The following is a 25,820-nucleotide window of genomic DNA, read 5'->3' on the forward strand; positions in this document are numbered from 1 at the left end:
GGGCCGTGATCACGACGGCGCTCACCCGGTGGTTCGACCTCGACGCACCCGTCTTCGGCGCCCCGATGGCCGGGGTGGCCGGCGGCGAGCTGGCCCGCGCCATCTCGGTGGGCGGCGGCCTGGGCATGATCGGCGTGGGGTCGGAGACCCCCGCCGACTGGATCGCCGCCCAGGCCCGGGTGCCCACCGAGGCCGACGTCTCGTTCGGCATCGGGCTGATGGCCTGGGCCCTGGAGCGGCGGCCCGAGCTGCTGGCTGCGGCGATCGCGGCCGAGCCGGCGCTGGTCTCGGTCTCGTTCGGCGACCCGGCGCCCTTCGTCGGCCCGCTGCACGACGCCGGGATCGCCGTCGCCACCGCGGTCAACACGCGCAGCGACCTGGAGCGGGCGGTGGCGGCGGGTGCGGACGTCATCGTCGCGCAGGGCACCGAGGCCGGCGGCCACACCGGGCAGCGCGCCACGCTACCGCTGCTGCAGGAGGCGCTGACCCTGACCGACCGGCCGGTGCTCGCCGCCGGGGGGATCGCGACCGGCGCCGGGCTGGCCGCCGTCCTGGTCGCGGGCGCCGCCGGCGCCTGGATCGGGACGCCGTTCCTGTCCTGCACCGAGGCGACCAACACCCCCGCGGCGCGGGAACGCGTGCGGGCGGCGAGCGGCGACCGGACAGTGCTCACCAGCGCCTTCGACATCGCCCAGGGGCTGGCCTGGCCGGCCCGGTGGCCCGGGCGCGCCCTGGTCAACGACTTCACCGAGACCTGGCACGGCCGCGAGGACGAGCTCCGCGGCGACACCCGGGCGGCCGAGCTGGTCCGCCGGGCGCGTACCGACGGCGACCTCGACAACGCCCCGGTCTACGCCGGGGAGTCGGTCGGGCTGGTCACCACGGAGGAGTCGGCGACCGACGTCGTCCGCCGGCTGACCGCCGATGCCGAGAAGGCGCTGGAGCGCGCCGCCCGACTGCTGCGCTAGCTGCGGGCAGAGCCCGTCAGACGGCGCAGCTGCCGTCCTCGCAGCCCTCGGCGGCGGGGACGGTGACCAGCGGGTGGCTGTCGGCCCAGGCCCGCTCCAGCAACTGGAGCAGCTGCTCGGCGGGCTGCGCACCGGCGGCCCCGTACGCGCGGTCGACGACGAAGAACGGGACGCCGGTCGCGCCGAGCGCGCGGGCGGTCGCGATGTCCTCGTGGACGGCGGGCAGGTAGCGCTTGTCGGTGAGCGCCGCGCGGGCCTCGTCGGCGTCCAGCCCGACCTCGACGCCCAGCGCCACCAGCGCGTCGACGTCGAACACCGACCGCTGCTCGGTGAAGTGCGCGTGCAGCAGCCGCTCCTTCATCTCCCCGCCGAGACCGCGCTCGGCGGCCAGGTGGAGGAGCTGGTGGGCGAGCAGGGTGTTGCCGCTGGTGCCCTCGGCGAGGTGGTACTCGAGGCCCTCCCCGGCGGCGACCTCCTCGACCCGGCGCTGCATCTGCGCCATCTCCTCGACGCTGCGGCCGTACTTGGCGGCCAGCGCGGGGAGCGTCGCCTCGGTGTGCCCCTCGGGGATGCTCGGGTCGAGCTGGAACGACCGCCAGACGACCTCCACCTGGTCGGCGTGTGCGAAGCGGGAGAGCGCCGTCTCCAGCTTGCGCTTGCCGATGTAGCACCACGGACAGACGACGTCGGACCAGACCTCTACCTGCATGAACCGTCCGAACCGCCGGCGGGGTCAGCTCATTCCGCGGCGGGCGCGGCCACCTGGGCCCGCCCGTTGCCCGGGGTGGGGTCGAGGAACACGTAGCGGACGCCGGGGTGCCGGGCGACGAGCCGGCGCTCGGCCTCGTCGGAGGCCCGCTCGATGTCGGCGACGGTGGCGGTGTCGGCGAAGTCGACCTTGGCGGCGACCAGCAGCTGGCCCGGGCCGATCACCGTGGTCAGCAGGAACGGCACGTCGTCGACCTGGTCGAGGCCGGACAGCTCGTCCTTGAGCTCCTGCTGGGTGGCGCCGGGGACCGACTGGCCGATGAGCAGCGAGATGTTGGCCCGCGCCAGCGAACCGGCGACCAGCACCAGCAGGACGCCGATCAGGATGGCGGCGATGCCGTCCCACAGCGGGTCGCCGGTGATCTGCTCGAGGAACAGGCCGAGGGCGGCGAGCACCAGGCCGACCAGCGCGGCGCTGTCCTCGAAGGTGACCGCCTTGACCGTCGTGTCGGTGGTGTGCCGCAGGTACTGGCGGGCGCTGATGCCCCGTTCCGCGGCGGCGCCGCGGACCTGGCGGACGGCCTTGAGCAGGGAGCTGCCCTCGAGCACGAAGGAGACGGCCAGGATGACGTACGAGATGGTCGGGGAGCCCTCGGGCTCGCGCTCGATGATCGTCGTGACGCCCTGCCAGACGGAGAACCCGGCGCCGACCCCGAAGGTGCAGAGCGCGGCCAGGAACGCCCAGAAGTAGGTCTCCCGGCCGTAGCCGAAGGGGTGCCGGGCGTCGGGGGCCCGGTTGCCGCGCTTGAGCGCGATGAAGAGCAGCACCTCGGTGACCGTGTCGGCCAGCGAGTGCGCCGCCTCGGACATCATCGCCGAGGAGTGGCTGATCAGGCCGCCGACGAGCTTGGCGACGGCGATCGCGAGGTTCGCCAGGCCGGCGACGATGACGGTGCCGGTCGACTCGCCGTCGGAGCCCCCCGAGGTCTTGGTGGCCGCGCCGGCCTCCGCCTCCTCGACGAGGGCGTGCTGGGTCGTCGGCGCCGGTTGCGTCATGCACCGGTCGATGCCCCGGTCCGCTGATCGGCAATCCCCGCGCAGCAGCACCGGGACGGGTCACACCAGGAGCGGTGGTCCGATGAGGATCTCGGTGCCGTCGGGGCGCCAGGTGTGCCATCGCCCGCCGGGGTCCCGTTCGACCCGGAACCCGTGGTGGACCTTGGTGTGGTGCCGCTCGCACAACAGCCCGGAGTTCGCCAGGCTGGTCTCCCCACCGTTGATCCAGTGGAGGAGGTGGTGGACATCGCACCAGTGGGTCGGGGCGTCACATCCGGCGAACACGCAGTGCCGGTCCCGTAGTTCGACGGCCTTGCGCAGGCCGGGGGTGACCACCCGGTGGTCGCGGCCCAGGTCCAGCGGGACCCCGTCGGGGCCCATCACGATGCGGGAGATGCTGGCGTCGCAGGCCAGCCAGCGGGCCCGCGCGGCCGAGATCTGCGACCCGAACCCGGTGCGGGCCGCACCGGGCCCGGTGGCGGGGTCGACGAAGTCATCCATGTCCAGCCCGAGCACGACGTGCGGCTTCACCGTGCGCAGCGTGGGCAGGTTCCCGGCGGCCAACTGGTTGTCGACCAGCTGCACCAGGGCGTCGGCCTGCTGCTGAGCCCGTGTCCGGTCATCGCCCTTGGGGCGGGAGGCCTGCACGATCGACTCGATGGCGGCCAGCACCTTCTCGATGCCCACCGCGTCCAGGTCGAAGCGGCCGGTACCGCTGCCATCGGCGTGCCGGGTGACGGTGAACCGACGTCCCTCGGTGGGGTCGGGCTCGGCCCCGTCGGGGTCGAGCGCCTCCCGGTAGTGGTGCACCACCTGCTGCAACCGCGCATGCGACTCGCCGCGCGCAACCGTCACGATCGCCTGGTCGATGACGCCCAGGTCCACGCCCTGCGCCTCGGCGGCGACCCGCGCCGCGTCGTCCGCGATCGGCGCGATCGCCGCCACCTGAGACGCGGTCACCGTGCCCTCGGCGAACGCCGCCGCGGTGGCCGGCAGATGCTCCAAGGCCCTACCCGAGCGCACCATCCGGCCGGCTTCGCCGGGGGTGAGATGGCCGTGCCCGCGCAGCCAGGAGGCCATCGTCTTCTTACCGTCATGCTCAGCCGCGCCGGTGGAATCGGCGTGCCGGACGGTGCGGGTCAACTCAGCGGTGGCCCGGTTCACCAGCGTGAGCAGCGTCGCCGTCCGGTCCAGCACCGCACCCGACGGCAGGGCGAAAAGGTCCTCAGCGGCCAAGGCGTCGAGCGCGGACTGCAATTCGCCCACCGGACACCTCCCGCCACGTCTTCGAACACCTGTACGAAGTCTAGCGGAAAAGGCACCGTCTCACGACCTGAATCCCCAGGTCAGACGCCTGTCCACAGATCCATCGAGGCCCTTGACAAGGTGCCGAGAAGGAGGCCGGACCACCGAAAGCGCGCCTTTGGTGGAACGCTCAGCGAGGGACCTCATCGACGCCGAGTCGCTGCGCAACAGCAGGGACCACCGAAAGCGCGCTTTGGGCGGCGCACCGTCAGAGGACCACCGGAAGCGCGCCTTCGGTGGACCGCTCGGCGAGGGAGCTCATCGTCGCCGAGTCGCTGCACGACCACAGGGACCACCGAAAGCGCGCTTTCGGCGGTCGGCCCGGCTCGGGTCACCCGAGTTGGAGGGACCTTGTGGGCGACCGTCGGGTCAGATCTGGGCGGCGACGTGCTCGGCGAAGCGTCGCCGGGACTCGGCGGAGGCACAGGAGAGGAACAAGAAGCAGTCGGTGGCCTCCAGCTCCAGGACCACCGGTCCGGCCGGGCCGGGGACCAGGTCGACGCGCACGTAGCTGAGCCGGTGCCGCCCGCCCGGCACCGCGTCCAGCGCCGCCTCGGCCACCTGACGCTGCGCAGGGGTCACCGCCACCTCGCGGACGGTCTCCAGGACGTCGGCCACCACGACCGCTGGCCGGACGCCGTCGACGGTGAGCAGGGGCTCGCGCCGCAGGGCGTGGGAGAGGACCCCGCCGAGGAAGACGACGCTCGTCTCGCCGTCCCGGTCGATGCCCGGCAGGTACGGCTGGACCATGGCCGTGCGCCCCTGCGCGTGCAGCCGGGCGACCAGGGCGGCGGCGCGCGGGTCGTCCGGCCCGCGGAACCGGCCGGTGTCCGCGGCGCTCCCGCTGACCGTGGGCTTGACCACGCAGTCCCCCTCGGGCAGCACCACGGGCGAGCCCGGCGGCACGAAGACGGTCGGGATGGTCGGCACGCCGGCGCCGGCCAGGTCGTCGAGGTAGCGCTTGTCGGTGTTCCACGCCAGGACGTCTCGCGGGTTTCACCAGGCGCGGGCAGCGGGCGGTCCAGGCGAGGAACTCCGCGCGGCGCAGCGGGTAGTCCCAGGTGCTGCGGACCAGCACGGCGTCGAACGCCGCCCAGTCGACCCCGGGGTCGTCCCAGACCACGGGCCGGGCCCGCACGCCGGCCTCCGCCAGCGCGGCCAGCAGCAGCGGACCGTCCTCGTCCAGGTCGGGCACGGCCGCGCAGGTGGCGATGCCGATGTCGATCACGCCGCCACCCTGCCCGAGGGCGCCGACGGTCTCAGCTGAACCGCTGCTGCAGGTGGACGGCGACCGCGGTGCCGGCCTCGTGCTTGCCGATCGTCGCGCACAGCGCCTTCTTCAGCGGCAGCCAGTGCGGCCCGGTGCCCGAGGGCATCAACGTGGCGGCGAAGGGGTGGCCGTCGAGGGTCCCGGCGACCTTCACCGCCCGCCGGGTGCCGAGGAGTTGGGCGGAGCCGGGCAGCTCCAGGTAGGTGGGGAAGGCGCCGTCCTTCTCGATGACGCTCGTGAAGGTGACGTCGATCGGCTGGCCGGTCTGCGGTGCGGCGGTCATGGCGTGAGGACTGCCGTGACCGCGCGGAGTCATCGGTGGTCAGGCGACCGCGGTCTCCGCCGGCACGTGGGCGCGGCCGACGCGGATGACCTCGTCCAGCCGCTCGCGGGCCCGGGTCAGCTCGGCGATCTGCCGGTCGATGCCGTCCCGCTGCTCGACGAGCCGGGCCAGCATCGCCGGGGTGGCGATGCCGGTGTGCACGCACGGCAGCACCTCGAGGACGTCCTTGCTGGTCAGCCCGGCGGCGTAGAGCTGCTGGACCAGGCGCACCCGGTCGACCGCGCTGTCGGCGTACCGCCGCTGCCCGCTGGGGCTGCGCTCGGCCTCGAGAAGGCCCTGCTCCTCGTAGTAGCGCAGCGCCCGCACGCTCACGCCGGCACGGGCGGCGACCTCACCGATGCGCAGCACCGGACCTCCTCGGTGGTCGACGTCACACTTGACCCTGACGTCAGCGTCAGGTCCTAGCGTCCCGGACAGCACACCCCGAGCGCAAGGAGAACACCATGGACATCACCGGATCGGTCGCGCTCGTCACCAGCGCGAACCGCGGCCTCGGCCGCCAGTTCGCCGAGCAACTGCTCGCGCGCGGCGCCGCGAAGGTCTACGCCACCTCCCGCCGTCCCGAGCTCGTCGACGTCCCCGGCGTCGAGGTGCTCCGGGTCGACGTCACCGACCCCGAGTCGGTCGCCGCGGCGGCCGCGGCCGCCGGCGACGTGAGCCTGCTGGTCAACAACGCCGGCATCACCACCGGCGCGAACCTGGTCACCGGCGACCTGGCCGACGTCCGGCGGGAGATGGACACCCACTTCTACGGCACGCTGGGCGTCGTCCGGGCCTTCGCGCCGGTGCTGGCCCGCAACGGCGGCGGCGGCATCGTGAACGTGCTCTCGGCGCTGTCCTGGTTCTCCGTCGACGGCGCGAACGCCTACGCCGCAGGCAAGGCGGCGGAGTGGAGCCTCACCAACGGCATCCGGCTCGAGCTCACCGGCCAGGGCACCCAGGTGACCGGGGTGGTGCTGGGGGCGGCCGACACCGACATGATGGCCGGCTACACCGGGCCGATGACCGCTCCGGCCGACGTCGTCCGGGCGGCCCTCGACGGCGTCCAGGCCGGCGACTGGGAGGTCCTCGTCGACGACTGGAGCCGGCACGTCAAGGCCGCGCTGGCAGCCGACCCGCGCGCGTTCTACAGCCAGCCCGCGGTCTGAGCGGAGGTCCCGCTGCCCGGCGGGGCAGCGGGACCGGCCGTCAGCGGACGCCGACCAGGTCGACGACGAAGACGAGGGTGGCGCCGGGCTTGATGACGCCGCCGGCGCCGCGCTCGCCGTAGGCCTTGTGCGCCGGGATGATCAGCCGGCGGCGGCCGCCCACCTTCATGCCGGCGATCCCCTCGTCCCAGCCCTGGATGACCATGCCCACGCCGAGCCGGAACTCCAGCGGGTCGCCGCGGTCCCAGGAGGCGTCGAACTGCTCCCCGCCGTCGTGGGTGACCCCGACGTAGTGCGCGCTCACCAGGCTGCCGGCGGTGGCCTCGGGGCCGTCCCCGACCACCAGGTCCTCGATCACCAGGTCGTCGGGCGCGGGGCCGGTGGGCGGCTCGACGTCGGGGCGGGTGAGCTCTGCCACGGGGATCTCCTCGGGTTGCCACCGGGGCTCTCCCGGCGGGGCTGGGGTCCATCCAACACGCACCCGGCGCGCCACCCGACCGCAGACCGGCCCTCGATCGCCCACAACCGGTTCCGCACGGGTAGGTTCCCTCGTCGGGCGGTCACGTCGACCCGCCCGGTCCGGCACCGCAGCGACGCGGGTGGGCCCGCGTCGGCAGGAGGTGCGGATGGCCCCCGATGTCCCGTCGGACCCCGAGGGCAGCGTCGCGGTCACCGACCTGTTCAGCGGGGGCGGGGAGGCCGGCCGGCTGATGGCCAGCCACGACTGGTCCGCGACCCCGCTCGGCCCGGTGGAGACCTGGCCGGCCAGCCTGCGCTACGCCGTCCGCACCGTGCTGGCCTCGCGCTTCCCGATGGTGCTGACCTGGGGGCCGCAGTACCTGCAGTTCTACAACGACGGGTACGCCCCCTTCATCGGCGCGAAGCACCCGGCCATCGGCGAGGACATCCGGGTCACCCTGGCCGAGGGGTGGGCGGCGCTCGAGGGGCCGGTCGAGCACGCGATGGCCACCCGCGAGGCCTCCTGGCTGCCCCGCCTGCCGCTGCTGCTGGAACGGGCGGGGTACCGCGAGGAGACCTACTTCACCGTCTCCCACGCCCCCGCGTTCGGCGACGACGGCCGGGTCGCCGGCATGCACGCGGTCTGCACCGAGGTGACCGCCGAGGTCCTCGGTGAGCGCCGCCAGCGGCTGCTGCACGACCTCTCGGCCTCTGGCAACCAGCTCGGCGACGACGAGACCCTGCTCGCCGGGCTGTGCGGGGCGCTGGCCACCGACCCGCTGGACGTGCCCGCCGCGGCGGTCTACCTCCACGACGAGGGTGGCCGGCTCTCCCGGGCGGCCGTCGTCGGCTGCCCGGCCGACCGGCTGCCGGCCACCGTCGACGACCCCGCCGAGCTCCCGGGCCGGCTCACCGACCTCGCCCTGGTCGGCGGCTTCTGGCAGGACCCGGTGACCGAGGCCGTCGTCCTCCCGCTCACCGCCACGGCCGGGGGCGACCGGCTGGGCGTGCTGGTCGCCGGTACCAGCCCCAACCGGGCGTTCGACGCGGAGTACCGGACCTTCCTGGAGCTGGTCGCCGGTCAGTTCGTCAGCGCGCTGGGCAACGCCCGTGCCTTCGAGGCCGAGCGACGGCGGGCGGAGTCCCTCGCCGAGCTCGACCGCGCCAAGACCGCGTTCTTCTCCGACGTCAGCCACGAGCTGCGCACCCCGCTGACGCTGCTGCTCGGCCCGATCGCCGACGTGCTGGAGGACGCCGGTCCGCTGCCGCCCGGCGCCCGGGACCAGCTCGCCCTCGCGCTGCGCAACGGCCAGCGCCTGCAGCGGCTGGTCAACGACCTGATGGACGTCGCGAGCATCGAGGCCGGCCGCGCCACCGCCGTCCGGGTCGGGACCGACCTCGCCGACTTCACCACCGAGCTCGCCGGCGTGCTGCGCGCGGCGGCCGAGCGGGCCGGGCTGCGGCTGACCGTCGACTGCCCGCCGCTGCCCCGACCGGTGTTCGTCGACCCGCGGATGTGGGAGAAGGTCGTCCTCAACCTGCTGTCCAACGCGGTGAAGTACACCTTCGTCGGGGGCATCTCGGTGGCCCTGCGGGACACCGGGGACGGCGTGGCCCTCACCGTCACCGACACCGGCATCGGCATCCCGGTCGAGGAGCTGCCGCGGGTCTTCGACCGGTTCCACCGGGTCCCGGGGTCGCTGGGACGGCACCGCGAGGGCACCGGCATCGGGCTGGCCCTGGTGCGCGAGCTGGTCGCGCTGCACGGCGGGTCGGTGACCGTGACCAGCGAGCCCGGGCGGGGCAGCACCTTCACCGCCACAATCCCCTACGGCAGCCCGGACGCCGAGGGCGACGCCGACCACCCGGTCGGTCCCTCCGAGATGGCGCGCGGCACGGCCGAGGCCTGGGAGCAGGAGGTCACCCCGCGCGAGCAGCCGGCGGTCCCGGCCGGCGCGACCGCCACCGTGCTGGTCGTCGACGACAACGCCGACATGCGCACCTACCTGACCCGGCTGCTCTCCCCGATCTGGCGGGTGCGCACCTGCACCAACGGCGAGGAGGCGCTGGCGGCCGTCGCCGAGGAGCTGCCCGACGTCGTCCTGACCGACGTGATGATGCCGCGCGTCGACGGGTTCGAGCTGCTCCGCCGGCTGCGCGCCGACCCGGCGACCCGGGGGATCCCGGTCGTCATGCTCACCGCCCGGGCCGGCCAGGAGGCGGCCGTGGAGGGCTTCGCGGCCGGCGTGGACGACTACCTCGCCAAGCCCTTCCAGGCCGCCGAGCTCGTCGCCCGGGTGCGGGTGGCCGTCGAGCGGGCGCGCGGCGGTCGGGAGGAGCCCACCGACGAGCTGCCGACCCGGCCGCTCAACCTGCCGGCCACCCCCGCCCCGGAGCGGCCCGCGCCCTCCCCGGGCGTGCGGGACCTGGTACCCGCCAGCCGCCCCCCGGCGGTCGCGCCACCGCCGGAACCGGCGCAGGTGCACTACGAGCGCTGGCGCTTCCCGGCCACCCCGCAGTCGGTCTCCGCGCTGCGCCGAGCCCTGCGCCGGCTGTTCGCCACCGCCGAGCTGGACGAGGACCAGGCCTACGACCTGCTGCTGGCCGCCTGCGAGGCGGTGACCAACGCCGTGGAGCACGCCCAGGACCCCACCGAGCCGTTCGTGGACGTCGCCGCCGAGGTGGGCGGGGGGCGGGTCCTGATCACGGTGCGCGACCACGGCCAGTGGCGCGAGCGGGTGCCGAGCATGGACCGCGGCCGGGGTTCGACGTTGATGAGCGCGTTCGCCGACATCAGCGCCGTCCCGAGCCCGGAGGGGACGACCGTCACCATCCGCGTGCCGCGCACCGACGGTCCGCCCGAGGCCGGGGCACCCGCCTAGAGCGCGGTGCGGTAGGACAGCGGGGTGGCGACGCGACGGCAGTTCCTGCTCGGAGCCGGCGGCGGCGCTGCCGGGCTGGCCGTGGGCGCCGCCGCCGGCGCCCTGCTGGTCGGGGACGACGACACCGCCCGCGCCGAGGCGACCGCGGCCGCGGCCGCCCAGCAGAGGTTCCTGGAGGCCGGCGGTGCCGCCGACGCCGGTGAGCGGGTGGCCCGGCTGGGCACCCGGCGGGTCGTCTGGAGCGCCACGGTGACCGAGCCGATCGCGGCCATCACCTTCGACGACGGGCCGACGCCGGAGTACACCCCGCGGATCCTCGACGCGCTGGCCACCGCCGGGGTCACGGCCACCTTCAACGTCATGGGCTGGAACGGCGTCCACCACCCCGACCTGCTGCGCGAGGTGGTGGCGGCCGGCCACGGGATCGGCAACCACACCTGGGACCACCGCGACCTCACCACCCTGGACGTCGACGAGACCCGCGAGGAGCTGGTGCGCTGCAAGGAGGAGGTGGAGGCGGTCATCGGCCGGCCGTTCACCAGCTTCCGCCCGCCCCGCGGCGAGCTGACGGGGTACGCGCTGCGGGTGGCGGCGGAGCTCGGCTACGACACCTACATCTGGTCGGTCACCCGCGGGCCGGGCGACAGCACGTCGGTGACCGAGATCGGCGACTACATGGGGCGGACGGTGAGCGCCGGCGACGTGCTCGGCCTGCACGACGGGATCGGGCGGGGCACCTTCGACCCCACCGCGTCCTTCGCACGCGCCCTCGCCGACCGGCGCGAGCTGGAGGTGCGTGCCCTGCCCGCGGCCCTGGCCCGGATCGCTGACCGGGGCATCACGCTGCTGTCGGCCGACGACCTGCTGTCCCGCAGCGTGCCGCCCCCGGTCGGGGGCACCGGGCCGCCCCCGCCCTGACCTCGCTCAGACCCGCACGACCACGCCCCGCCGGGCGAGCCCCGCGCACACCGCCCCGATCACCGCGACCGACACGGCCGGGTACGCCCACGCCGAGACGGTGACGCCGGCGACCGAGCTGACCCACCGGTCGACCACCGGCTGGACGGTGGTGGACAGCACCGCCCGGAAGAGCACCTCGGAGAGGACGAAGGCCACGATCGCGTTGCGGCCGAGCGCCTCGACCGGCTGCAGCGGACGGCGGAGCGCGCGCTGGTCGACCAGCCAGTGCAGGGCGGCGAGGGCGAGCACGGCCAGACCACCGGTCACCAGGACGAAGGACGGCGACCACAGCCGCTTGTTGACCGGCGCCAGCGGGGCGAGCGCGAGACCCGCGGCCAGCAGCAGCACGCCGCCGGCCGCGAGCTGCCGCAGCACGGCCCGGCCGGTGCCCGACTGCAGCGCGCGGCCGGCGAGCACGCCGAGGTAGACGGTGACCGCGCTGCCCAGGAAGGCGTGCGGCGCCTCCGCGGAGAACGGCAGGCCGATCGCCTCGTCGAGCGACCGCGCCCAGGAGTGCTCCGGGTCGGCCCCGCCCGCACCGGTCAGCACGGTGAGCCCGGCCAGCACGCCGCCGGCGACCAGCGGCTGCACGGAACGCGGCAGCCGGAGCAGGGCCCAGCACAGCAGGTAGGCACCGGCGATGTGCCCGAGCACGCCGGCCCCCACCGTGCCCGGTCCGTACTTGGCCGTCACCACCAGCCAGCCGAGCACGGTCAGCCGCAGCACCCGCAGGAGCACCGCGCGCGGCCGGTCGGCGCGCCGCGAGAAGGGCATCGAGACACCGGCCACCAGCAGGAACGCCGGGAAGACGACGTCGGCCACGTGCAGCCCGTCCCAGGCGGCGTGGTGCCACTGGGTGGCGATCGACGCGTTGCCCCGGTTGTCGACGACGAGCATGCCCACGACGGCCAGGCCGCGGAGGACGTCGACCCCGTGCAGCCGGCGCACGCGACCGTCCGGGACGACGGCTGCCGGTGGACCGGGCCGGCCGGTCACCGCTCGGCCCGCCATCCCTCCACGGTAGGACCGGGTGCCGCCGCCCGCCCTGGGAAAACCGGCGGACACGGCGACCCGACCGGGCTACCGTCCGCCCATGCCCCCCGACTGATCCCCTCCCCCGCCGCCCGCCCGCACCCTGGTCCGCCGGGTCCTCGCCTGGTCGGCCGTCGCCGAGTTCGTCCCGCTCTACCCCTTCTACGCGCTGCTGTTCGCCGACAGCGGCCTGGACGACGGCGACATCTCGGCGCTGCTCGCGCTGTGGTCGGCCACCGCCGTGCTGGCCGAGGTCCCCTCCGGGGCGCTGGCCGACCGCTGGTCGCGGCGCGGCGCGCTGGTCCTCGCCGGCGTGCTCCAGGCGGTGGCCTACGCGCTGTGGCTGGTGGCTCCCGGTCTCCCCGGCTTCGCCGGCGGGCTGGTCGTCTGGGGGGTGGGCGGCGCACTGGTGTCCGGGGCGTTCGAGGCGCTGCTGCACGACGGGCTGGCCGCGGCCGGCGCGGGCGACCGGTACGGCCGGGTGTACGGCTGGGTGACCGCCGTCGACCTGCTGGTGCAGGTCCCCACGGCGCTGGTGGCCGCCGCGCTGTTCGCCTCCGGCGGGTACGCGGCGGTCGGCTGGGTGAGCGTCGGCACCTGCCTGGCCGGCTCGGTGCTGGCGGCCACGTTCCCGGAGGCCCCCCGCCGGGGCGGGCACGACGACGACACGGACGACGGCTGGTGGGGGACGCTGCGCGCCGGGGTCGGTGAGGCCGCCGGACGCCCCGCGGTGCGGGCCGCCGTCGTCCTCGTCGTCCTGCTGGGCGGGGTGGACGCGGTGGACGAGTACCTCCCGCTGCTGGCCCGGGACTGGGGCGTGCCGGACGCGGTCAACCCGCTCGCCGTGCTGGGCGTCCCGGTCGCCGGTGCGGCCGGCGCCGCGCTGGGCGGTCGGGCGACGTCCTGGCCCCCGCGCGCGGTCGCCGCCGCCCTGGCCGCGGCCGGTGCCGCACTGGCCGCCGCCGCGCTGGTCGCGGTGCCGGCCGGGCTGGCCGTCGTCGCCGCGGGCTACGCGCTCTACCGGCTGGTGCTGGTGGTCGCCGAGACCCGGCTGCAGCAGGCGATCACCGGGCCGGCCCGCGCGACGGTGACCTCGGTGGCCGGCGTCGGGGTGGAGCTGGCGGCGCTGGCGGTGTTCGCCACCTACGCCGTGGGCGGGCTGGTGCTGCTGGCCGCCGCCGTCCTGCTGCTGGCCGCGGCGCTCCCCCGGCTCGCCCGGACCTGACCGCTGCGTCAGTCGACCGCACAGGGCGGCCGCAGGGTGTGCCACGCCGTCCGCTGCTGGAACCACGCGCCGGCGTCCAGCAGCAGGTCCTCCCCGCCGACCGGGGCGGTGAGCTGCAGCCCCACCGGCATGCCCGAGACGGCGTGCCGGCCGGCGGGGAGCGCCAGCGTCGGGCCGGCGTGCAGCGACCAGGGCGCGCTGAGCTGGGCCAGCCGCCGGGTGGTGGTGAGCACGTCGTCGTCCGTGCGGGCCGGCGGGACGTCGACCGGCAGCGCCGGGGTGAGCAGCACGTCGACCTGCTCGAACAGCTCGTCCAGCCCGCGCTGGAACTCCCGCTGCGCGCCCAGCGCCTCGGCCCGCTCGTACTCGGACACACCGGTCCCGACCTGCACCCGGGTGAGGGTGTCGGGCTGGAACAGCTCCGGGCAGGCCAGCCGCTCGGAGTGCAGGTCGGCGATCCCGGAGTAGATGATCGTGTACAGCACGTCCTGCGCCGAGGCGATCCCCGGCACCTGCACCGGCACGAGCTCGGTGCCCCCCTCGGCGAACACCCGGCCGGCGGCGGCGACCAGGTCGGCGACCCCGGGGTCCAGGTCGTCGAACCAGAGCTCGGGCACCCCGATCCGGCGCGGCGGCGCCGGCTCCAGCTCGCGCGCGTCCCGCCCGGCCAGCACGGCGAAGACCCGGGCGACCAGCTCGACGTCGCGGGCGATCGGGCCGACCGTGTCGACCAGCTCGCAGACCGGGAAGGTGCCCGCGTCCGGGACGACGGAGATCCCCGGCCGCAGCCCGGTGACCCCGCACGCCGCGGCCGGCACCCGCACCGAGCCGCCGGTGTCGGTGCCCAGGGCCACCTCGACCAGCCCGGCGGCGACCGCGGCGGCGCTCCCCCCGCTCGACCCGCCGGGGACGCGGGAGAGGTCCCAGGGGTTGCGGACCGGCCCGGACGCGGAGTTCTGGCTGGTCAGGCCGATGGCGAACTCGCTGAGGTTGAGCTTGGCGACCATCAGCGCGCCGGCCGCGGCGAGCCGCGAGACGACCTCGGCGTCGCTGTCGGGCACCCGGTCGGCGAAGTACGCCGACCCGCAGGTGGTGCGCACACCGGCGGTGTCGATGCTGTCCTTGAGCCCGACCCGGACGCCGGCCAGCGGGCCCCCGGGCGCGTGCGGCAGCGGCGGGTCGATGGTGGTGACCACGGCGTTGGTCGCGGCCTGCACCTCGGGCACCGAGCTCATCGGCCGGCCTGGCGGGCCCGGGCCAGCTCGACGAAGTGCTCCACGGCGCCGGCGTCGTCGACCGCGCCGACGTTGAGCGCCCGGGCCGGCTCCACGCCCTGGAACAGCCTCTTGAGCGGGACCTCCAGCCGCTTGCCGGTGCGGGTGTGCGGCACCGCGGGGACGACGGTGATCTCGTCCGGCACGTGCCGCGGGCTGGCGTTGGTCCGGATCGCGGCCCGGATCTCCGCCTCGAGCTCCGGGGTGAGCTCCGCGCCGGGGGCGAGCTGGACGAACAGCGGCATCCAGTAGCCGCCGTCGCGCTGCTCCACGCCGAGCACGACGCAGTCCACGACGGCCGGGACCGCCTCGACCGCGGCGTAGATGTCCGCCGTCCCCATCCGGACACCGCCGCGGTTGAGCGTGGAGTCCGACCGCCCGGTGATCAGGCAGGTCCCGCGCTCGGTGACCTCCAGCCAGTCGCCGTGCCGCCACACCCCGGGCCAGGGCTCGAAGTAGGCCTCCCGGTAGCGGACGCCGTCCGGGTCGTCCCAGAAGTACAGCGGCATCGACGGCATCGGCTCGGTGACGACCAGCTCCCCCAGCTCGCCGACGACCGGGTGCCCGTCCTCGTCCCAGGAGGCGGCGGCCACGCCCAGCATCGGGCGCTGCAGCTCCCCGGCGGTGACCGGCAGCAGCGGCGAGCTGCCGATGAACCCGGTCGCGACGTCGGTGCCGCCCGACAGCGAGCCGAGGAAGACGTCCGGGCTCACCGCGTCGTACACCCAGCGGAAGGTGCTGGCCGGCAGCGGTGACCCGGTGACGCCGATGGTGCGCAGCGCGGAGAGGTCGTGGTCCTCCCCCGGCCGCAGGCCGGCCTTCTCGCAGGCGCCGAGGTACCCGGGGCTGGTGCCCAGGAACGTCAGCCGGGTGCGGGCGGCGAGCGCGAACTGGACGTCGACCGACGGGTGGGTGGGGGCGCCGTCGTAGACGACCACCGTGGCACCGGCCAGCAGCGCCGAGGTGGCGATGTTCCACATGATCCAGGCGGTGGAGGCGTACCAGAACAGCCGGTCGCCCGGCCCGACGTCGATGTGCAGCCCCATCTGCTTGCGCTGCTCGAGGACCACGCCGCCGTGCCCGTGCACGATCCCCTTCGGCAGGCCGGTCGTGCCGGAGGAGAACACGATCCACAGCGGGGCGGCGAAGGGCAGCGGCTCGAACACCGGGTCCTGCGGCTCGGCGACCGCCTCGGCCCAGGCCAGCGCCCCCTCGGGCAGCTCGCCGGGGTGCAGGCGGGGCACCGAGATCGTCGTCCGCACGCTGGGCAGGGCCTCCCGCAGCTCGGCGACGACCTCCCGCCGGTCGAAGGTCCGGCCGCCGAAGCGGTAGCCGTCGACGGCGACCAGCACCACGGGCTCGATCTGGGCGAACCGGTCGAGCACGCTGCGGGTGCCGAAGTCCGGTGCGCAGGAGGACCAGACCGCACCGATCGAGGCCGCGCCGAGGAAGGCGACGACCGCCTCGGGCACGTTCGGCAGGTACCCGGCCACCCGGTCACCGCGCCGGACGCCCAGCCGGCGCAGGGTCGCGGCGAAGGCGCCCACCTGGCCGCGCAGGGTGGCCCACGGGATCTCGACGTCCTCGACGTCCTCGGCCGCGGCGATCAGCGCCGGGTGCTCGTCCGTGGCGTGCCGCAGCGCCTGCTCGGCGTAGTTGAGGGTGACGTCGGGGAACCACTCGGCGCCGGGCATCGCGCGCCGGGTGAGCACCCGGTCGTCCGGGACGCCGGGCAGCACGTCGGTGAAGGCGGCGACGTCGGCCCAGAACTGGTCGAGGTGGTCGACCGACCAGCGCCAGATCGCGTCGTAGTCCGCCGGGCCGCCGAGGTCGAGGCCGCGCCGGTCGGCCACCCAGGCGGCGAACTGCCCCAGCCGGCTGGCCGCGATCGACTCCGGTGTCGGGGTCCAGAGGACCTCCGGTCCGCCCCCCGCGTCAGCGCTCACGGGCGGAGCCTGCCACCCGCGACCACGTCCGTCAGCAGGACCCGGGCCGCCGTCCGAGGATCAGGGCTCGGCGGGCTGCGCCACGTCGATCGAGGGGTGGTCGGCGAACAGCGGGGGCAGGTACCGGAGCATCAGCACCGACCAGGTCAGGTGGGTGAGCGCGGGTGCCTGGATGCCCCCGGTGACCCGCCGCTGGAAGGCGAACAGCAGGCCCATCGGCACCGAGGCGAGCACCAGCGCCGGGTTCCGGGTGGCCACCGTCGCCAGCGTGTAGACCGCGGAGGACTTCAGCACCGGATGGTCGACGCCGACCGCGGCGTACAGCGCGCCGCGGAAGAAGACCTCCTCGGCGAGGCCGTTGGCCAGCGTGGTCGTGGTGACCAGCGCGGGGTTGCCCTGCTGGGCGTACCGCAGCACCCGGGTCACCGCGGCCTCCAGCGGCGGGACCCGCTTGGCCACCAGCGCGGCGGCGTAGAAGAGGCCGAACGCGGCCGTGCCGCCGACCACCGGGGTGAGCAGCGGCCGGCGCAGCGTCGCCCGCGGCGTCTGCACCCAGCCCAGGTGCAGCGGCCCGGAGGCCAGCCCGCCGGCGACCCAGGTGGCCGCCACCCCCAGCGTGAGCCCGTAGAACGACGGCGAGTCCGGCTTGCGGGACAGCGACACCCCGAGCAGCCCGGCGCCGGCCACCGACACCGCGGCGGTCACCCGGCGGCGGCGGCGGAAGGCAGCGTCGGACTCGTGGTGGTCGCGCGGCACCTTGTCCACCAGCCAGGACGGCGCCCGGGACAGCAGCCGGGTCAGCCCGTCGTCGGAGATCAGCGACTCCCCGATGCGCCGCCGGTCCCGGGTCACCGGATCCGCCCGAGCCCCGCGGGGGTCTTCTCCTGGCGGGCCGCCCGCCGGGCCTCCGCCCGTTCCTTCAGCGCGGTGAGGACGGCGTCGTCGTAGGACATCGGCTCGAAGGGCACGATGCGCCGGATCGAGTCGTCCTTGACCACCACCTCGTTGGTCATCGAGTCGATCAGCGAGCGGCCGGTCTGCAGGTCGACGTCGGTGACCAGCGCCAGCCAGCGCGAGGACAGCTGCGGCGTCAGCAGCGGCACCGGGACGATCAGCAGCCGCCGGCCCTGGATCTCCGCGACCCGGGTGAGCATCTCCAGGTACTCGAGCACCTCCGGCCCGCCGACGTCCAGGGCGCGGCCCTCGGCCTCCGGCGCCTCCAGCACGCCGACCAGGTACCGGACGACGTCGGCCACCGCGATCGGCTGGGTCCGGGTGTGCACCCAGCGCGGGGTGATCATCGCCGGCAGGTGGGCGACGAGCTGGCGGGTCATCTCCCAGGAGACGCCGCCGTGGCCGATGACGATGCCGGCCCGCAGCGAGGTGACCGGCACCCCGCCCTCGGCCAGCAGCCGCTCGACCTGCCGCCGGCTGCGCAGGTGCGCCGACAGCTGGTCGGAGTCGTCGCCGAGGCCGCCCAGGTAGATGATCCGGCGGACGCCGGCATCGGCGGCGGCCCGGCCGAACGACCGCGCGGCGGCGGCGTCGCGGTCCTCGAAGTCCGGCGAGTCCAGCGAGTGGACCAGGTAGTACGCGGCGTCGCAGCCGTCGAGAGCGGCCCGCAGCGACGCCTCGTCGGAGACGTCACCGGCGACCGGTTTGCCCGCGCCGTCGTACCGGTCGGGATGCCGGGTCATCGCCCGCACCTCGTGCCCGGCCTCCTCCAGGGCCGGCGCCAGCCGACCGCCCACGAACCCCGACGCTCCGGTGACCAGTACTCGCACCCCTCCACCCTCCCGCTCCGTTGGGTGTGGCGCGACTCCACGGCGCACGACCCACCGGGCGCGGTCGGTCGCCGGGCACCATGATCGGGGCATGGGGTTCCCCGGCGAGGAGCGCAACGTCCTGGGTGGCCCGCTCGAGCCCTGCGGCACCGACCCGATGACCGGGTACACCCGCGACGGCTCGTGCCGCAGCGGCCCCGACGACCTGGGCAGCCACACCGTCTGCGCCGTCGTCTCCGCGGAGTTCCTGGAGATGCAGCGGCAGCTGGGCAACGACCTGGGCACCCCGCGCCCGGAGTACGACTTCCCGGGGCTGCGGCCCGGCGACCGGTGGTGCGTCGTCGCGGTGCGCTGGCTGCAGGCCCTGCAGGCGGGCGCGCCGGCCGGGGTGGTGCTGGCGGCGACGAACGCCAAGGCCCTCGAGGTGGTCCCGCTGGCCGCCCTGCGCTCGCAGGCCGTCGACGTCCCCGACGACCTCTCCTCGCTGGGGGAACAGCCCTCCGACGGCGAGGGTTGAGCCGCTCGACCGCACCCGCTGCGCCGAGGAGCACCCGTGAGCGACCTGCTGGACCTGCCCGTGACCACCCTCGCCGGGGAGCCGACGACCCTCGGCGCGCTGACCGCCGGGCGGGCCGCCCTGGTGGTCAACGTGGCCAGCCGCTGCGGGCTCACCCCGCAGTACGCCCAGCTGGAGGAGCTGCACGAGGAGTACGCCGCCCGCGGGTTCACCGTGCTCGGCGTGCCGTGCAACCAGTTCGCCGGCCAGGAGCCGGGCACGGCCGAGGAGATCAGCACCTTCTGCTCGGCCACCTACGGGATCACCTTCCCGATGACCGAGAAGCTGGAGGTCAACGGGGACGACGCCGCGCCGCTCTACCGCCGGCTCACCGAGGTGCCCGACGCCGCGGGCGAGGCCGGGCCGGTGCAGTGGAACTTCGAGAAGTTCGTGATCGACGCACAGGGGCAGGTCGTCGGCCGCTTCCGGCCGCGCACCGAGCCCACCGCCCCCGAGGTCCGTGCCGCCGTCGAGGCCGCGCTCGCCGGGTGAGCCCCTCGCCCGGACACGCGTCCGGGTGACCGGCCACCCGGTTGCCCTGACCTACCTTCCCTCCTGACGGCCGCGTCCTGCCGGCTGCACGACCAGGAGGAGCTCCGATGACCACCACCCCGGCCGGCTGGTACCCCGACCCCGGCGGCAGCGGTGGGGCGCGGTGGTGGGACGGCACCGCCTGGGGCGACCAGCTGCAGGCGGCTCCCCAGCCGGTGGCCGCGCCGTGGGGCGCAGCCCCGGGACCGCAGCAGGGGGGCGCCACGTCCCTCCAGGCCGCTCCGGACACCTACGCCAAGCGCAACGCCGCCAGCCTGACCGCCCTCGCCCTCGCCGTCGTCTGCGTGCTCATCGCGGTGACCACGGGCTACGTCGTCTTCGCCCTCATCCCGGCGTTCGTGGCGATCACTGCGGTGCAGAAGAAGGAGCCGTTGGCGTGGCCGGCGCTGGGCGTCGCGGTGGCCCTGGTCATCTGGCGGTTCGTCGCATGAGCGACCGGCCGCCGCTGCCGCCGTTCACCGCCGAGACCGCCGCGCAGAAGGTCCAGGCGGCCGAGGACGCCTGGAACAGCCGGGACCCGCACCGGGTGTCGCTGGCCTACACCGAGGACTCGGTCTGGCGGAACCGCGACACCTTCCTCACCGGACGGGCCGAGATCGTCGCCTTCCTGACCGCCAAGTGGGAGCGCGAGCTGGACTACGCGCTGCGCAAGTCGCTGTGGGCCTGGACCGGCGACCGGATCGCCGTGCGGTTCCAGTACGAGTGGCACGACACGACCGGGCAGTGGTGGCGCAGCCACGGCAACGAGAACTGGGAGTTCGACGCGCACGGGCTGATGCGCCGCCGGGAGGCCAGCATCGACGACGTCCCGATCACCGCCGCGGAACGCCGGATCACCGGCCCGCGCGCACCCGGTGAACCGGAGCTCCCGCTCCGCTGACCACCTGCTCCCCGCGACGCTCGAGCTGCTCAGCCGGCGACCGCGGCCGGGTCCATCCAGATCGCCTCCCAGACGTTGCCGTCAGGGTCGGTGAAGCTCGTGCCGTACATGAACCCGTGGTCCTGGGCGGGCTGCCAGGGCTTGCCACCGGACGCCAGCGCCCGGGCCAGCAGCTCGTCGACCTCCTCGCGGCTGCTCGCCGAGAGCCCGTTGAGCACGCTCGTCGCCTGCGCCGGGTCGCCCACCGCGCCGGGCACGAAGTCGGCGAAGCGGTCGCGGGTCAGCAGCATCACCACGATGTTCTCCTCGATCACCACCGAGGCGGTGCGCTCGTCGGAGAACTGCTCGTTGAAGCTGAAGCCCAGCCCCCCGTAGAAGGCGCGGGCGCGGGCGAGGTCGGTGACGGGCAGGTTCACGAAGATGTAGCGCACAGGGGCTCCTCGGGTCGGGCCGGCCGGGCCGGCGGTGCGGGACCACCACCGGGTCCGCTCACCAGGACAGACGGGCCGCGCCGCCGGAAGTCATCGCCGGTCCGGCCGCGCGGCTGTGCACGACGCCGCCCGCCACGAGGCGCGGCCTGGGAGAGTGGGGCAGGGCCGGGTGGCCGCGGGGCGGCGACGTCCGACAGCATGGGCGGGTCCGGTGGCTCTGGTGGCCGCCGGCAGGTGAGGAGCGCGGACCGTGAGCACGTCGAGGAGCAACCGGGTCAAGGCCGTGATCAGCACGGTGACCCTCAGCGGCGCGGCCATGGGCTGGCTGACCGCCTGCGGGGCCGGGGGCGAGAACGAGAACGAGGCCCGCGAGGTCTACTGCGTCGACGAGCAGGACCAGGTGGTCGACGACGACCAGTGCGAGGAGGCCGAGCGCAACGGCGGGTTCGTCGGCGGGCTCCCCTTCTTCTTCCTCCTCGGTGGGTTCGGCGGCAACCGCTACTCGGTCGGGCAGACCATCCCCCGCCAGTACACCGGCACGGCCACCCGGGTGAACCCGTCCGACAGCACCGCCCGGCGCGCGGCGGGCCTGGCAGGCGCCGGCAAGGTCGCCTCGGGCACGCGCATCTCCGGCGGCATCGGCAAGGGCTCCGGCGGGGGGAGCAGCGGCTCGTGAGGCGGCTGTACGGCAAGGCCCGGCTGGGCTGGGAGGCCGAGATCGAGTCCCAGGGCCTGGTCTACAACAAGACGACCGTGCCCGGCGGCGACACCCGCTCCTACTGGCGGGAGGACGTGTTCTACGACTTCACCGCGGCCGAGGTCGACCGGCTGGCCGAGACCACCGACCAGCTGTTCGCCGCCTGCGTGGAGGCGGGTGAGCTGGCGCTGTCCGACGAGCGGCTGCTGGACCGGATGCGCATCCCGCGGGACGCCCGCGACGTCATCCGGGCCACCTGGGAGTACGAGCCGCCGAGCATCTACGGCCGGTTCGACCTGTGGTGGGACGGCAAGGCCGCCCCCCGACTGCTGGAGTTCAACGCCGACACCCCGACCTCCCTGGTCGAGGCCGCGGTGGTCCAGTGGGCGTGGCACCTGGAGACCGGGCAGGGCAAGGACCAGTGGAACCAGCTCGACGACCGGCTGGTGGACGCCTGGCGGCGGAACCTGTCGCGCTGGGAGGCGCACTACCGGCGCCGTCCCGAGCGGGTGCACCTGGCCTGGACCGAGGGCGACCGCAGCGGCGAGGACTGGATGACGGTCGCCTACATGGCCGACTGCGTGCGCCGCGCGGGCTACGAGCCGGTGGTGCTGACCACCGAGGAGCTGGGCCTGGACACCGGCGACGCCCGGTTCTACGACCCGCAGGGCCACCGGCTCGACGTCGTCTTCAAGCTCTACCCCTGGGAGTGGCTGCTCGAGGACGAGTACGGCCCGTCGGTGATCGCCGACATCCGCCGCCCGGGCGGGACGACGTGGGTCGAGCCCATCTGGAAGATGCTCTGGTCGAACAAGGGGCTGCTGCCGGTGCTCTGGCAGCGCTACGAGCACGACCCGGTGATCTCCCGGCACCTGCTGCCGGCGTTCTTCGCCGACGACCCGCGGGCCGGCGAGCTGCGCGAGACCGGGTTCGCCCGCAAGCCGCTGTTCGGCCGGGAGGGCAACAACGTCGAGCTGGTCGCGCCGGGCGGTGAGGTGCTCGCCTCGATGGGCGGCCGCTACGGCGCCGAGGGCTGGGTGGTGCAGCAGCTGTGCGCGCTGCCGGACTTCGCCGGACCCGACGGCCCGCACCACCCGGTGCTGGGCGCGTGGGTGGTCGACGGCGAGGCCGCCGGGCTGGGCATCCGCGAGTCCGACGGCCTCATCACCGACGACCTGTCCTTCTTCGTCCCGCACACCATCGACTTCGTCCGGCCGCCGAACACCACCTGGTCGGCCTGACCGGCTCGCCGGTCCGGCGGGTCAGGTGGTGGTCAGGTCCCGGGTGGCCGAGCCGGCCGCGGCCAGCAGGTCGTCGCGGGTGGGCTCGACCAGCACCCGGCCGTCGGGTCGGATCACGATCGGTCGGGTGCCGCCGTCGCCCCCGGCCTCGGCGAACAGCGTGCGGGCGGCCGCGTCCTCGGCCGGGTCGAGCCACTGGTGCGCGATGCCGTCCTCGGCCAGCTCGGCCTGCAGCCGCTGGCTGGCCGGCCAGCGGCGGTCGCCCACCACCCGCAGCCCGCTGGCCTGCCCGATCAGCATCGCCCGGCGGAGCAGGAACGACCGGGTGATCAGGTCGCCCAGCTCGCGGTCGCGGGCCAGCAGCGCGCGGAGCTGCTCCAGGGTGATCAGCACGACCTCCCCGGCCTCGGCCGCGACCAGCGAGCGCACCGGCCGCTGACCGGCGAGCTGGTTGAGCCCGCCGAGGAACCGCCCGGGGCCGTTGACGGCGACCACGCGCTTGCCCGGCCCGTCCAGCGGGCCCTCGACGATCGCCACCGACCCGGACAGGATCACGAAGAAGTCGTACTCGGCGGCACCGGAGCGCAGCAGCACCTGGCCGTGCTCGGTGCGCACCCGCCGGCCGGCCCGGGTCAGCGCGGCGAGCTGCGCCGCGGTCAGCCGCGGGGTCGACCCGTCGTCCGGGGTCTCCTCGAACCGGCCGTCGGGCAGCCGGGTGATGCCGGGCAGCTCGGCCGAGGGGGACAGCACCAACCCGCGGGCGGCCGCCGGGGTGCCCGGCGCGGCCGGCAGCGGCTGGCGGCCGGGCCCACGCGGGTCGCTGGCCAGCAGCGCGGCGGCGAGCGCCTCGGTGGTGGTCGGCCCCTCGTGCCGCACGCCGTTGACGAAGAAGGTCGGCGTCCCGGACACCCCGCTGGCCTCCGCCGAGGCGACGTCCTCGCGCACCCGCGGGGCGAACGTCCCGTCGCCGAGCTCCCGGGCGAACCGGCCGAGGTCCAGCCCCAGGGCGGCGGCGTGGTCGAGCAGCTCGCCGGCCTCCAGCTGGTCCTGGTGGGCGAAGAGCCGGTCGTGCATCGCCCAGAAGGCGCCCTGCGCGCCGGCGGCCTCGACGGCCTCGGCGGCCAGCTCCGCGTGCGGGTGGACGTCGGGCAGCGGCAGGTGCCGGAAGACGTAGCGCAGGTCGTCGCCGAACCGGCGGCGCAGCTCGCTGAGCACGCCGGTGGCCCGCCCGCAGAACGGGCACTCGACGTCGCCGAACTCGACCAGCTCCAGCGGCGCGCCGACCGAGCCCCGCACGTGGTCGCGCGCCGGGTCGACCGGCGGGTCCAGCCGGCGGGCCGCCGGGGTCTCCTCGGCGTGGTCGCGCCGGCCGAGCAGCCGGAACCACACCGCCCCGAGGACGGCGGCGGTGACCGCGGCCGCGAGGATGCCGACCCGCGCCTCGTCCTGCAGCTCGGGGTCGTCGAAGGCGAGGTCGGTGACGAAGAGGGAGACGGTGAACCCCAGGCCGGACAGCACCGCGCCGCCCCAGACGCTGCGCAGGTCGACCCCAGGCGGCAGCTGGCCGAGCCGGAGCCGCACCGCCGCGGTGGCCGCCACCCCGACGCCGAGGAACTTGCCGACCACCAGGGCGACGAAGACGCCGATGGTGATCGGCGAGGTCACCGCCTGGGCCATCAGCTCGGTGCTCAGGTGCACCCCTGCGTTGGCCAGCGCGAACACCGGGACGACGACGTAGCCGCTCCAGGGCACCAGCAGCGCGCCGATCCGCTCGTTCGGCGAGATGGCCCGCTCCACCGAGAGCTTCGCCTGCCGGGCCAGCGCCGGGTCCGGTGACTGGCGGAAGGCCCGGGTCAGCAGCCCCGCGGACTCGACCTCGCTGCGGCGCGGCGGGTAGGCGCTGACCAGCAGCCCCAGCACCACGCCGCCGATCGTCGGGCTGACCCCGGAGGCCTCCATCGACAGCCACATCACCACCCCGACGGCGAAGTAGAACGGGCCGCGCCAGACCTGCCACCGGGTGAGCAGGTAGAAGGCGAGGACGCAGAGGGCGGCGATCCCCAGGGCCACCAGGTCGATGTCGTCGGAGTAGAAGACCGCGATGGCGCTCAGCGCGCCGATGTCGTCGACCACCGACAGCGAGAGCAGGAAGACCCGCAGCTGGGTGGGGCAGCGCGGGCCGACCAGTGCCAGGACGCCGAGCAGGAAGGCGGTGTCGGTGGCCATCGCGATGCCCCACCCGTGGGCGCCCGGGCCGCCGGCGTTGAACGCGGCGTAGACCAGCGCCGGGACGACGAGCCCGGCGAGCGCGGCGAGGGTGGGCACCGACAGCCGGTTGCGCTGGGTGAGCTCGCCCATCTGCAGCTCCCGGCGGACCTCCATCCCGACCAGGAAGAAGAAGAAGACCATCAGGCCCTCGTTCACCCAGTGCTGCAGGGACTCGGTGACCCCCGCCGAGCCGAACTGCACGGAGAAGTCGGTGTGCCACAGCCGGTCGTAGGAGTCGCGCCAGGGGGAGTTCGCCCACAGCAGCGCGATCACCGTCGCGATGACGAGCAGCGCGGCGCTGGCCGCCTCGGTGGCGATGAACCGGCGCACCGGGGCGGACATCTGCGCGATCAGGTGCCGCGAGCTCGACCGGGTCGTCGTCCGTGCGGAGGTCACCGGCACTTCCTACCGTCCCCGTGTGACGGCTGGGAAACCGCTCAGCCCAGGACGACGAGCAGGTCACCGCCCTCGACCTGCTGGACGGCGCCGATCGCCACCCGGGTCACCGAGCCCGCCCGCGGCGCGGTGATCGAGGCCTCCATCTTCATCGCCTCGATCGTGCCGACCTGCGCCCCGGCCTCCACCTGGTCGCCCTCGGACACCGCCAGGGTGACGACGCCGGCGAACGGCGCGGCCACCTGACCGGGGTCGCTGCGGTCGGCCTTCTCCGCCGGCTGGACGTCGGCCGAGACGGACCGGTCCCGCACCGACACCGGCCGCAGCTGGCCGTTCATCGTGCACATCACCGTGCGCATGCCGCGCTCGTCGGCGTCGGAGACCGCCTCGATGCCGATGAGCAGCCGGACGCCGGGCTCGAGGTCGACCGAGTGCTCGG

Annotated in this window: 26 protein-coding genes and 1 pseudogene; 11 read left to right on the forward strand and 16 right to left on the reverse strand. The window is 75.0% G+C overall.

Annotated elements, in window-relative coordinates; genetic code table 11:
* The first annotated feature begins 5 nt into the window (after positions 1-5).
* The gene (locus MODMU_RS24995) at positions 6-968 is read left to right on the forward strand and encodes an NAD(P)H-dependent flavin oxidoreductase (RefSeq protein ID WP_014743203.1); all 963 of its coding nucleotides are present in this window, start codon (positions 6-8) and stop codon (positions 966-968) included.
* A 16-nt stretch (positions 969-984) separates the two neighbouring features.
* Here MODMU_RS24995 and MODMU_RS25000 read toward each other — a convergent pair whose 3' ends face one another.
* From MODMU_RS25000 to MODMU_RS25025, 7 genes and pseudogenes are all read right to left on the reverse strand, one after another.
* Complete coding sequence (locus tag MODMU_RS25000; protein WP_014743204.1) at positions 985-1,677, reverse strand: DsbA family oxidoreductase; 693 nt, start codon at positions 1,675-1,677, stop codon at positions 985-987.
* A 29-nt stretch (positions 1,678-1,706) separates the two neighbouring features.
* Positions 1,707-2,732: a cation diffusion facilitator family transporter gene (locus MODMU_RS25005; protein WP_014743205.1), complete on the reverse strand. Its 1,026-nt coding sequence runs from the start codon at positions 2,730-2,732 to the stop codon at positions 1,707-1,709.
* Between the two features lie 60 nt (positions 2,733-2,792).
* The gene (locus MODMU_RS25010; RefSeq protein WP_014743206.1) at positions 2,793-3,998 is read right to left on the reverse strand and encodes an HNH endonuclease signature motif containing protein; all 1,206 of its coding nucleotides are present in this window, start codon (positions 3,996-3,998) and stop codon (positions 2,793-2,795) included.
* A gap of 408 nt (positions 3,999-4,406) precedes the next feature.
* Positions 4,407-4,967: an ATP-grasp domain-containing protein gene (locus MODMU_RS25015; protein ID WP_051144078.1), complete on the reverse strand. Its 561-nt coding sequence runs from the start codon at positions 4,965-4,967 to the stop codon at positions 4,407-4,409.
* A gap of 133 nt (positions 4,968-5,100) precedes the next feature.
* A pseudogene (locus MODMU_RS30430) lies at positions 5,101-5,265 on the reverse strand (hypothetical protein); the annotation flags it as partial.
* 31 nt (positions 5,266-5,296) lie between these two features.
* Complete coding sequence (locus MODMU_RS25020) at positions 5,297-5,590, reverse strand: DUF1905 domain-containing protein (protein WP_014743208.1); 294 nt, start codon at positions 5,588-5,590, stop codon at positions 5,297-5,299.
* A 39-nt stretch (positions 5,591-5,629) separates the two neighbouring features.
* Positions 5,630-5,998 (reverse strand): MerR family transcriptional regulator, encoded by a 369-nt coding sequence (locus MODMU_RS25025; RefSeq protein ID WP_014743209.1) that lies wholly within the window; start codon positions 5,996-5,998, stop codon positions 5,630-5,632.
* A gap of 95 nt (positions 5,999-6,093) precedes the next feature.
* Here MODMU_RS25025 and MODMU_RS25030 point away from each other — a divergent pair, with 95 nt between their 5' ends.
* The gene (locus MODMU_RS25030) at positions 6,094-6,798 is read left to right on the forward strand and encodes an SDR family oxidoreductase (protein WP_014743210.1); all 705 of its coding nucleotides are present in this window, start codon (positions 6,094-6,096) and stop codon (positions 6,796-6,798) included.
* 40 nt (positions 6,799-6,838) lie between these two features.
* Here MODMU_RS25030 and MODMU_RS25035 read toward each other — a convergent pair whose 3' ends face one another.
* Positions 6,839-7,216, reverse strand: a complete 378-nt coding sequence (locus MODMU_RS25035; protein WP_014743211.1) for an FKBP-type peptidyl-prolyl cis-trans isomerase — start codon at positions 7,214-7,216, stop codon at positions 6,839-6,841.
* Between the two features lie 208 nt (positions 7,217-7,424).
* On the opposite strand from MODMU_RS25035, the gene MODMU_RS25040 reads away from it, so the two are divergent.
* Both MODMU_RS25040 and MODMU_RS27385 read left to right on the forward strand, forming a co-directional pair.
* On the forward strand, positions 7,425-10,139 hold the full coding sequence (locus tag MODMU_RS25040; protein WP_014743213.1) for an ATP-binding protein: 2,715 nt from the start codon (positions 7,425-7,427) through the stop codon (positions 10,137-10,139).
* 24 nt (positions 10,140-10,163) lie between these two features.
* Positions 10,164-11,057, forward strand: a complete 894-nt coding sequence (locus MODMU_RS27385) for a polysaccharide deacetylase family protein (RefSeq protein ID WP_014743214.1) — start codon at positions 10,164-10,166, stop codon at positions 11,055-11,057.
* A 6-nt stretch (positions 11,058-11,063) separates the two neighbouring features.
* Here MODMU_RS27385 and MODMU_RS25050 read toward each other — a convergent pair whose 3' ends face one another.
* Entirely contained in the window at positions 11,064-12,110 is a 1,047-nt protein-coding gene (locus tag MODMU_RS25050; protein ID WP_083869943.1) for a heparan-alpha-glucosaminide N-acetyltransferase domain-containing protein, read from the reverse strand.
* Positions 12,111-12,234: 124 nt separating this feature from the next.
* Here MODMU_RS25050 and MODMU_RS25055 point away from each other — a divergent pair, with 124 nt between their 5' ends.
* On the forward strand, positions 12,235-13,356 hold the full coding sequence (locus MODMU_RS25055; protein WP_041795615.1) for an MFS transporter: 1,122 nt from the start codon (positions 12,235-12,237) through the stop codon (positions 13,354-13,356).
* 8 nt (positions 13,357-13,364) lie between these two features.
* Here MODMU_RS25055 and MODMU_RS25060 read toward each other — a convergent pair whose 3' ends face one another.
* The 4 genes from MODMU_RS25060 to MODMU_RS25075 are packed head-to-tail and all read right to left on the reverse strand — an operon-like array spanning position 13,365 to position 18,408.
* The gene (locus tag MODMU_RS25060) at positions 13,365-14,591 is read right to left on the reverse strand and encodes an amidase (RefSeq protein ID WP_014743217.1); all 1,227 of its coding nucleotides are present in this window, start codon (positions 14,589-14,591) and stop codon (positions 13,365-13,367) included.
* Positions 14,588-16,576 carry an acetoacetate--CoA ligase gene (locus MODMU_RS25065; RefSeq protein WP_014743218.1) on the reverse strand — a complete coding sequence of 663 codons (1,989 nt, stop codon included), beginning with the start codon at positions 16,574-16,576 and terminating at the stop codon, positions 14,588-14,590. Before MODMU_RS25065 ends, MODMU_RS25060 begins: the two co-directional genes overlap by 4 nt.
* 60 nt (positions 16,577-16,636) lie before the next feature.
* Positions 16,637-17,428: a CPBP family intramembrane glutamic endopeptidase gene (locus tag MODMU_RS25070; protein WP_014743219.1), complete on the reverse strand. Its 792-nt coding sequence runs from the start codon at positions 17,426-17,428 to the stop codon at positions 16,637-16,639.
* On the reverse strand, positions 17,425-18,408 hold the full coding sequence (locus MODMU_RS25075; RefSeq protein ID WP_331437095.1) for an NAD(P)H-binding protein: 984 nt from the start codon (positions 18,406-18,408) through the stop codon (positions 17,425-17,427). The genes MODMU_RS25070 and MODMU_RS25075 overlap by 4 nt, the downstream gene beginning before the upstream one ends.
* Before the next feature lie 43 nt (positions 18,409-18,451).
* Here MODMU_RS25075 and MODMU_RS25080 point away from each other — a divergent pair, with 43 nt between their 5' ends.
* The 4 genes from MODMU_RS25080 (at position 18,452) to MODMU_RS25095 (ending at position 20,348) form a co-directional block, all read left to right on the forward strand.
* Positions 18,452-18,877, forward strand: coding sequence for a DUF2237 family protein (locus MODMU_RS25080; RefSeq protein WP_014743221.1), 426 nt, complete (start codon positions 18,452-18,454; stop codon positions 18,875-18,877).
* A gap of 36 nt (positions 18,878-18,913) precedes the next feature.
* Positions 18,914-19,408 (forward strand): glutathione peroxidase, encoded by a 495-nt coding sequence (locus MODMU_RS25085; protein WP_014743222.1) that lies wholly within the window; start codon positions 18,914-18,916, stop codon positions 19,406-19,408.
* Positions 19,409-19,515: 107 nt separating this feature from the next.
* On the forward strand, positions 19,516-19,899 hold the full coding sequence (locus MODMU_RS25090; protein ID WP_014743223.1) for a DUF2510 domain-containing protein: 384 nt from the start codon (positions 19,516-19,518) through the stop codon (positions 19,897-19,899).
* Positions 19,896-20,348 carry a nuclear transport factor 2 family protein gene (locus MODMU_RS25095; protein ID WP_014743224.1) on the forward strand — a complete coding sequence of 151 codons (453 nt, stop codon included), beginning with the start codon at positions 19,896-19,898 and terminating at the stop codon, positions 20,346-20,348. Before MODMU_RS25090 ends, MODMU_RS25095 begins: the two co-directional genes overlap by 4 nt.
* A 29-nt stretch (positions 20,349-20,377) precedes the next feature.
* On the opposite strand, the gene MODMU_RS25100 is transcribed toward MODMU_RS25095, so the two are convergent.
* Entirely contained in the window at positions 20,378-20,779 is a 402-nt protein-coding gene (locus MODMU_RS25100; protein ID WP_014743225.1) for a VOC family protein, read from the reverse strand.
* 250 nt (positions 20,780-21,029) lie between these two features.
* On the opposite strand from MODMU_RS25100, the gene MODMU_RS29845 reads away from it, so the two are divergent.
* Together MODMU_RS29845 and MODMU_RS25110 are read left to right on the forward strand one after the other, a co-directional pair.
* Positions 21,030-21,455, forward strand: coding sequence for a hypothetical protein (locus MODMU_RS29845; protein ID WP_014743226.1), 426 nt, complete (start codon positions 21,030-21,032; stop codon positions 21,453-21,455).
* Entirely contained in the window at positions 21,452-22,717 is a 1,266-nt protein-coding gene (locus tag MODMU_RS25110) for a glutathionylspermidine synthase family protein (RefSeq protein ID WP_014743227.1), read from the forward strand. The genes MODMU_RS29845 and MODMU_RS25110 overlap by 4 nt, the downstream gene beginning before the upstream one ends.
* 21 nt (positions 22,718-22,738) lie before the next feature.
* On the opposite strand, the gene nhaA is transcribed toward MODMU_RS25110, so the two are convergent.
* Both nhaA and MODMU_RS29850 read right to left on the reverse strand, forming a co-directional pair.
* Positions 22,739-25,381 (reverse strand): Na+/H+ antiporter NhaA, encoded by a 2,643-nt coding sequence (gene nhaA / locus MODMU_RS25115; protein ID WP_014743228.1) that lies wholly within the window; start codon positions 25,379-25,381, stop codon positions 22,739-22,741.
* A gap of 41 nt (positions 25,382-25,422) precedes the next feature.
* Positions 25,423-25,740 carry a biotin/lipoyl-containing protein gene (locus MODMU_RS29850; RefSeq protein WP_331437116.1) on the reverse strand — a complete coding sequence of 106 codons (318 nt, stop codon included), beginning with the start codon at positions 25,738-25,740 and terminating at the stop codon, positions 25,423-25,425.
* Between the last annotated feature and the right edge of the window lie 80 nt (positions 25,741-25,820).

Origin of the sequence: Modestobacter italicus, from assembly GCF_000306785.1 — a bacterium.
In the GTDB taxonomy this organism is placed as follows: Bacteria; Actinomycetota; Actinomycetes; order Mycobacteriales; family Geodermatophilaceae; genus Modestobacter; species Modestobacter italicus.

What these genes read in the sequence shown, in the direction of transcription:
- MODMU_RS25000 (WP_014743204.1), bottom strand. Translation starts at nt 1,677, where the DNA reads ATGCAGGTAGAGGTCTGGTCCGACGTCGTCTGTCCGTGGTGCTACATC.
- MODMU_RS25005 (WP_014743205.1), bottom strand. Translation starts at nt 2,732, where the DNA reads ATGACGCAACCGGCGCCGACGACCCAGCACGCCCTCGTCGAGGAGGCG.
- MODMU_RS25020 (WP_014743208.1), bottom strand. Translation starts at nt 5,590, where the DNA reads ATGACCGCCGCACCGCAGACCGGCCAGCCGATCGACGTCACCTTCACG.
- MODMU_RS25030 (WP_014743210.1), top strand. Translation starts at nt 6,094, where the DNA reads ATGGACATCACCGGATCGGTCGCGCTCGTCACCAGCGCGAACCGCGGC.
- MODMU_RS25040 (WP_014743213.1), top strand. Translation starts at nt 7,425, where the DNA reads ATGGCCCCCGATGTCCCGTCGGACCCCGAGGGCAGCGTCGCGGTCACC.
- MODMU_RS25050 (WP_083869943.1), bottom strand. Translation starts at nt 12,110, where the DNA reads ATGGCGGGCCGAGCGGTGACCGGCCGGCCCGGTCCACCGGCAGCCGTC.
- MODMU_RS25060 (WP_014743217.1), bottom strand. Translation starts at nt 14,591, where the DNA reads ATGAGCTCGGTGCCCGAGGTGCAGGCCGCGACCAACGCCGTGGTCACC.
- MODMU_RS25080 (WP_014743221.1), top strand. Translation starts at nt 18,452, where the DNA reads ATGGGGTTCCCCGGCGAGGAGCGCAACGTCCTGGGTGGCCCGCTCGAG.
- MODMU_RS25090 (WP_014743223.1), top strand. Translation starts at nt 19,516, where the DNA reads ATGACCACCACCCCGGCCGGCTGGTACCCCGACCCCGGCGGCAGCGGT.
- MODMU_RS25095 (WP_014743224.1), top strand. Translation starts at nt 19,896, where the DNA reads ATGAGCGACCGGCCGCCGCTGCCGCCGTTCACCGCCGAGACCGCCGCG.
- MODMU_RS29850 (WP_331437116.1), bottom strand. Translation starts at nt 25,740, where the DNA reads ATGCGCACGGTGATGTGCACGATGAACGGCCAGCTGCGGCCGGTGTCG.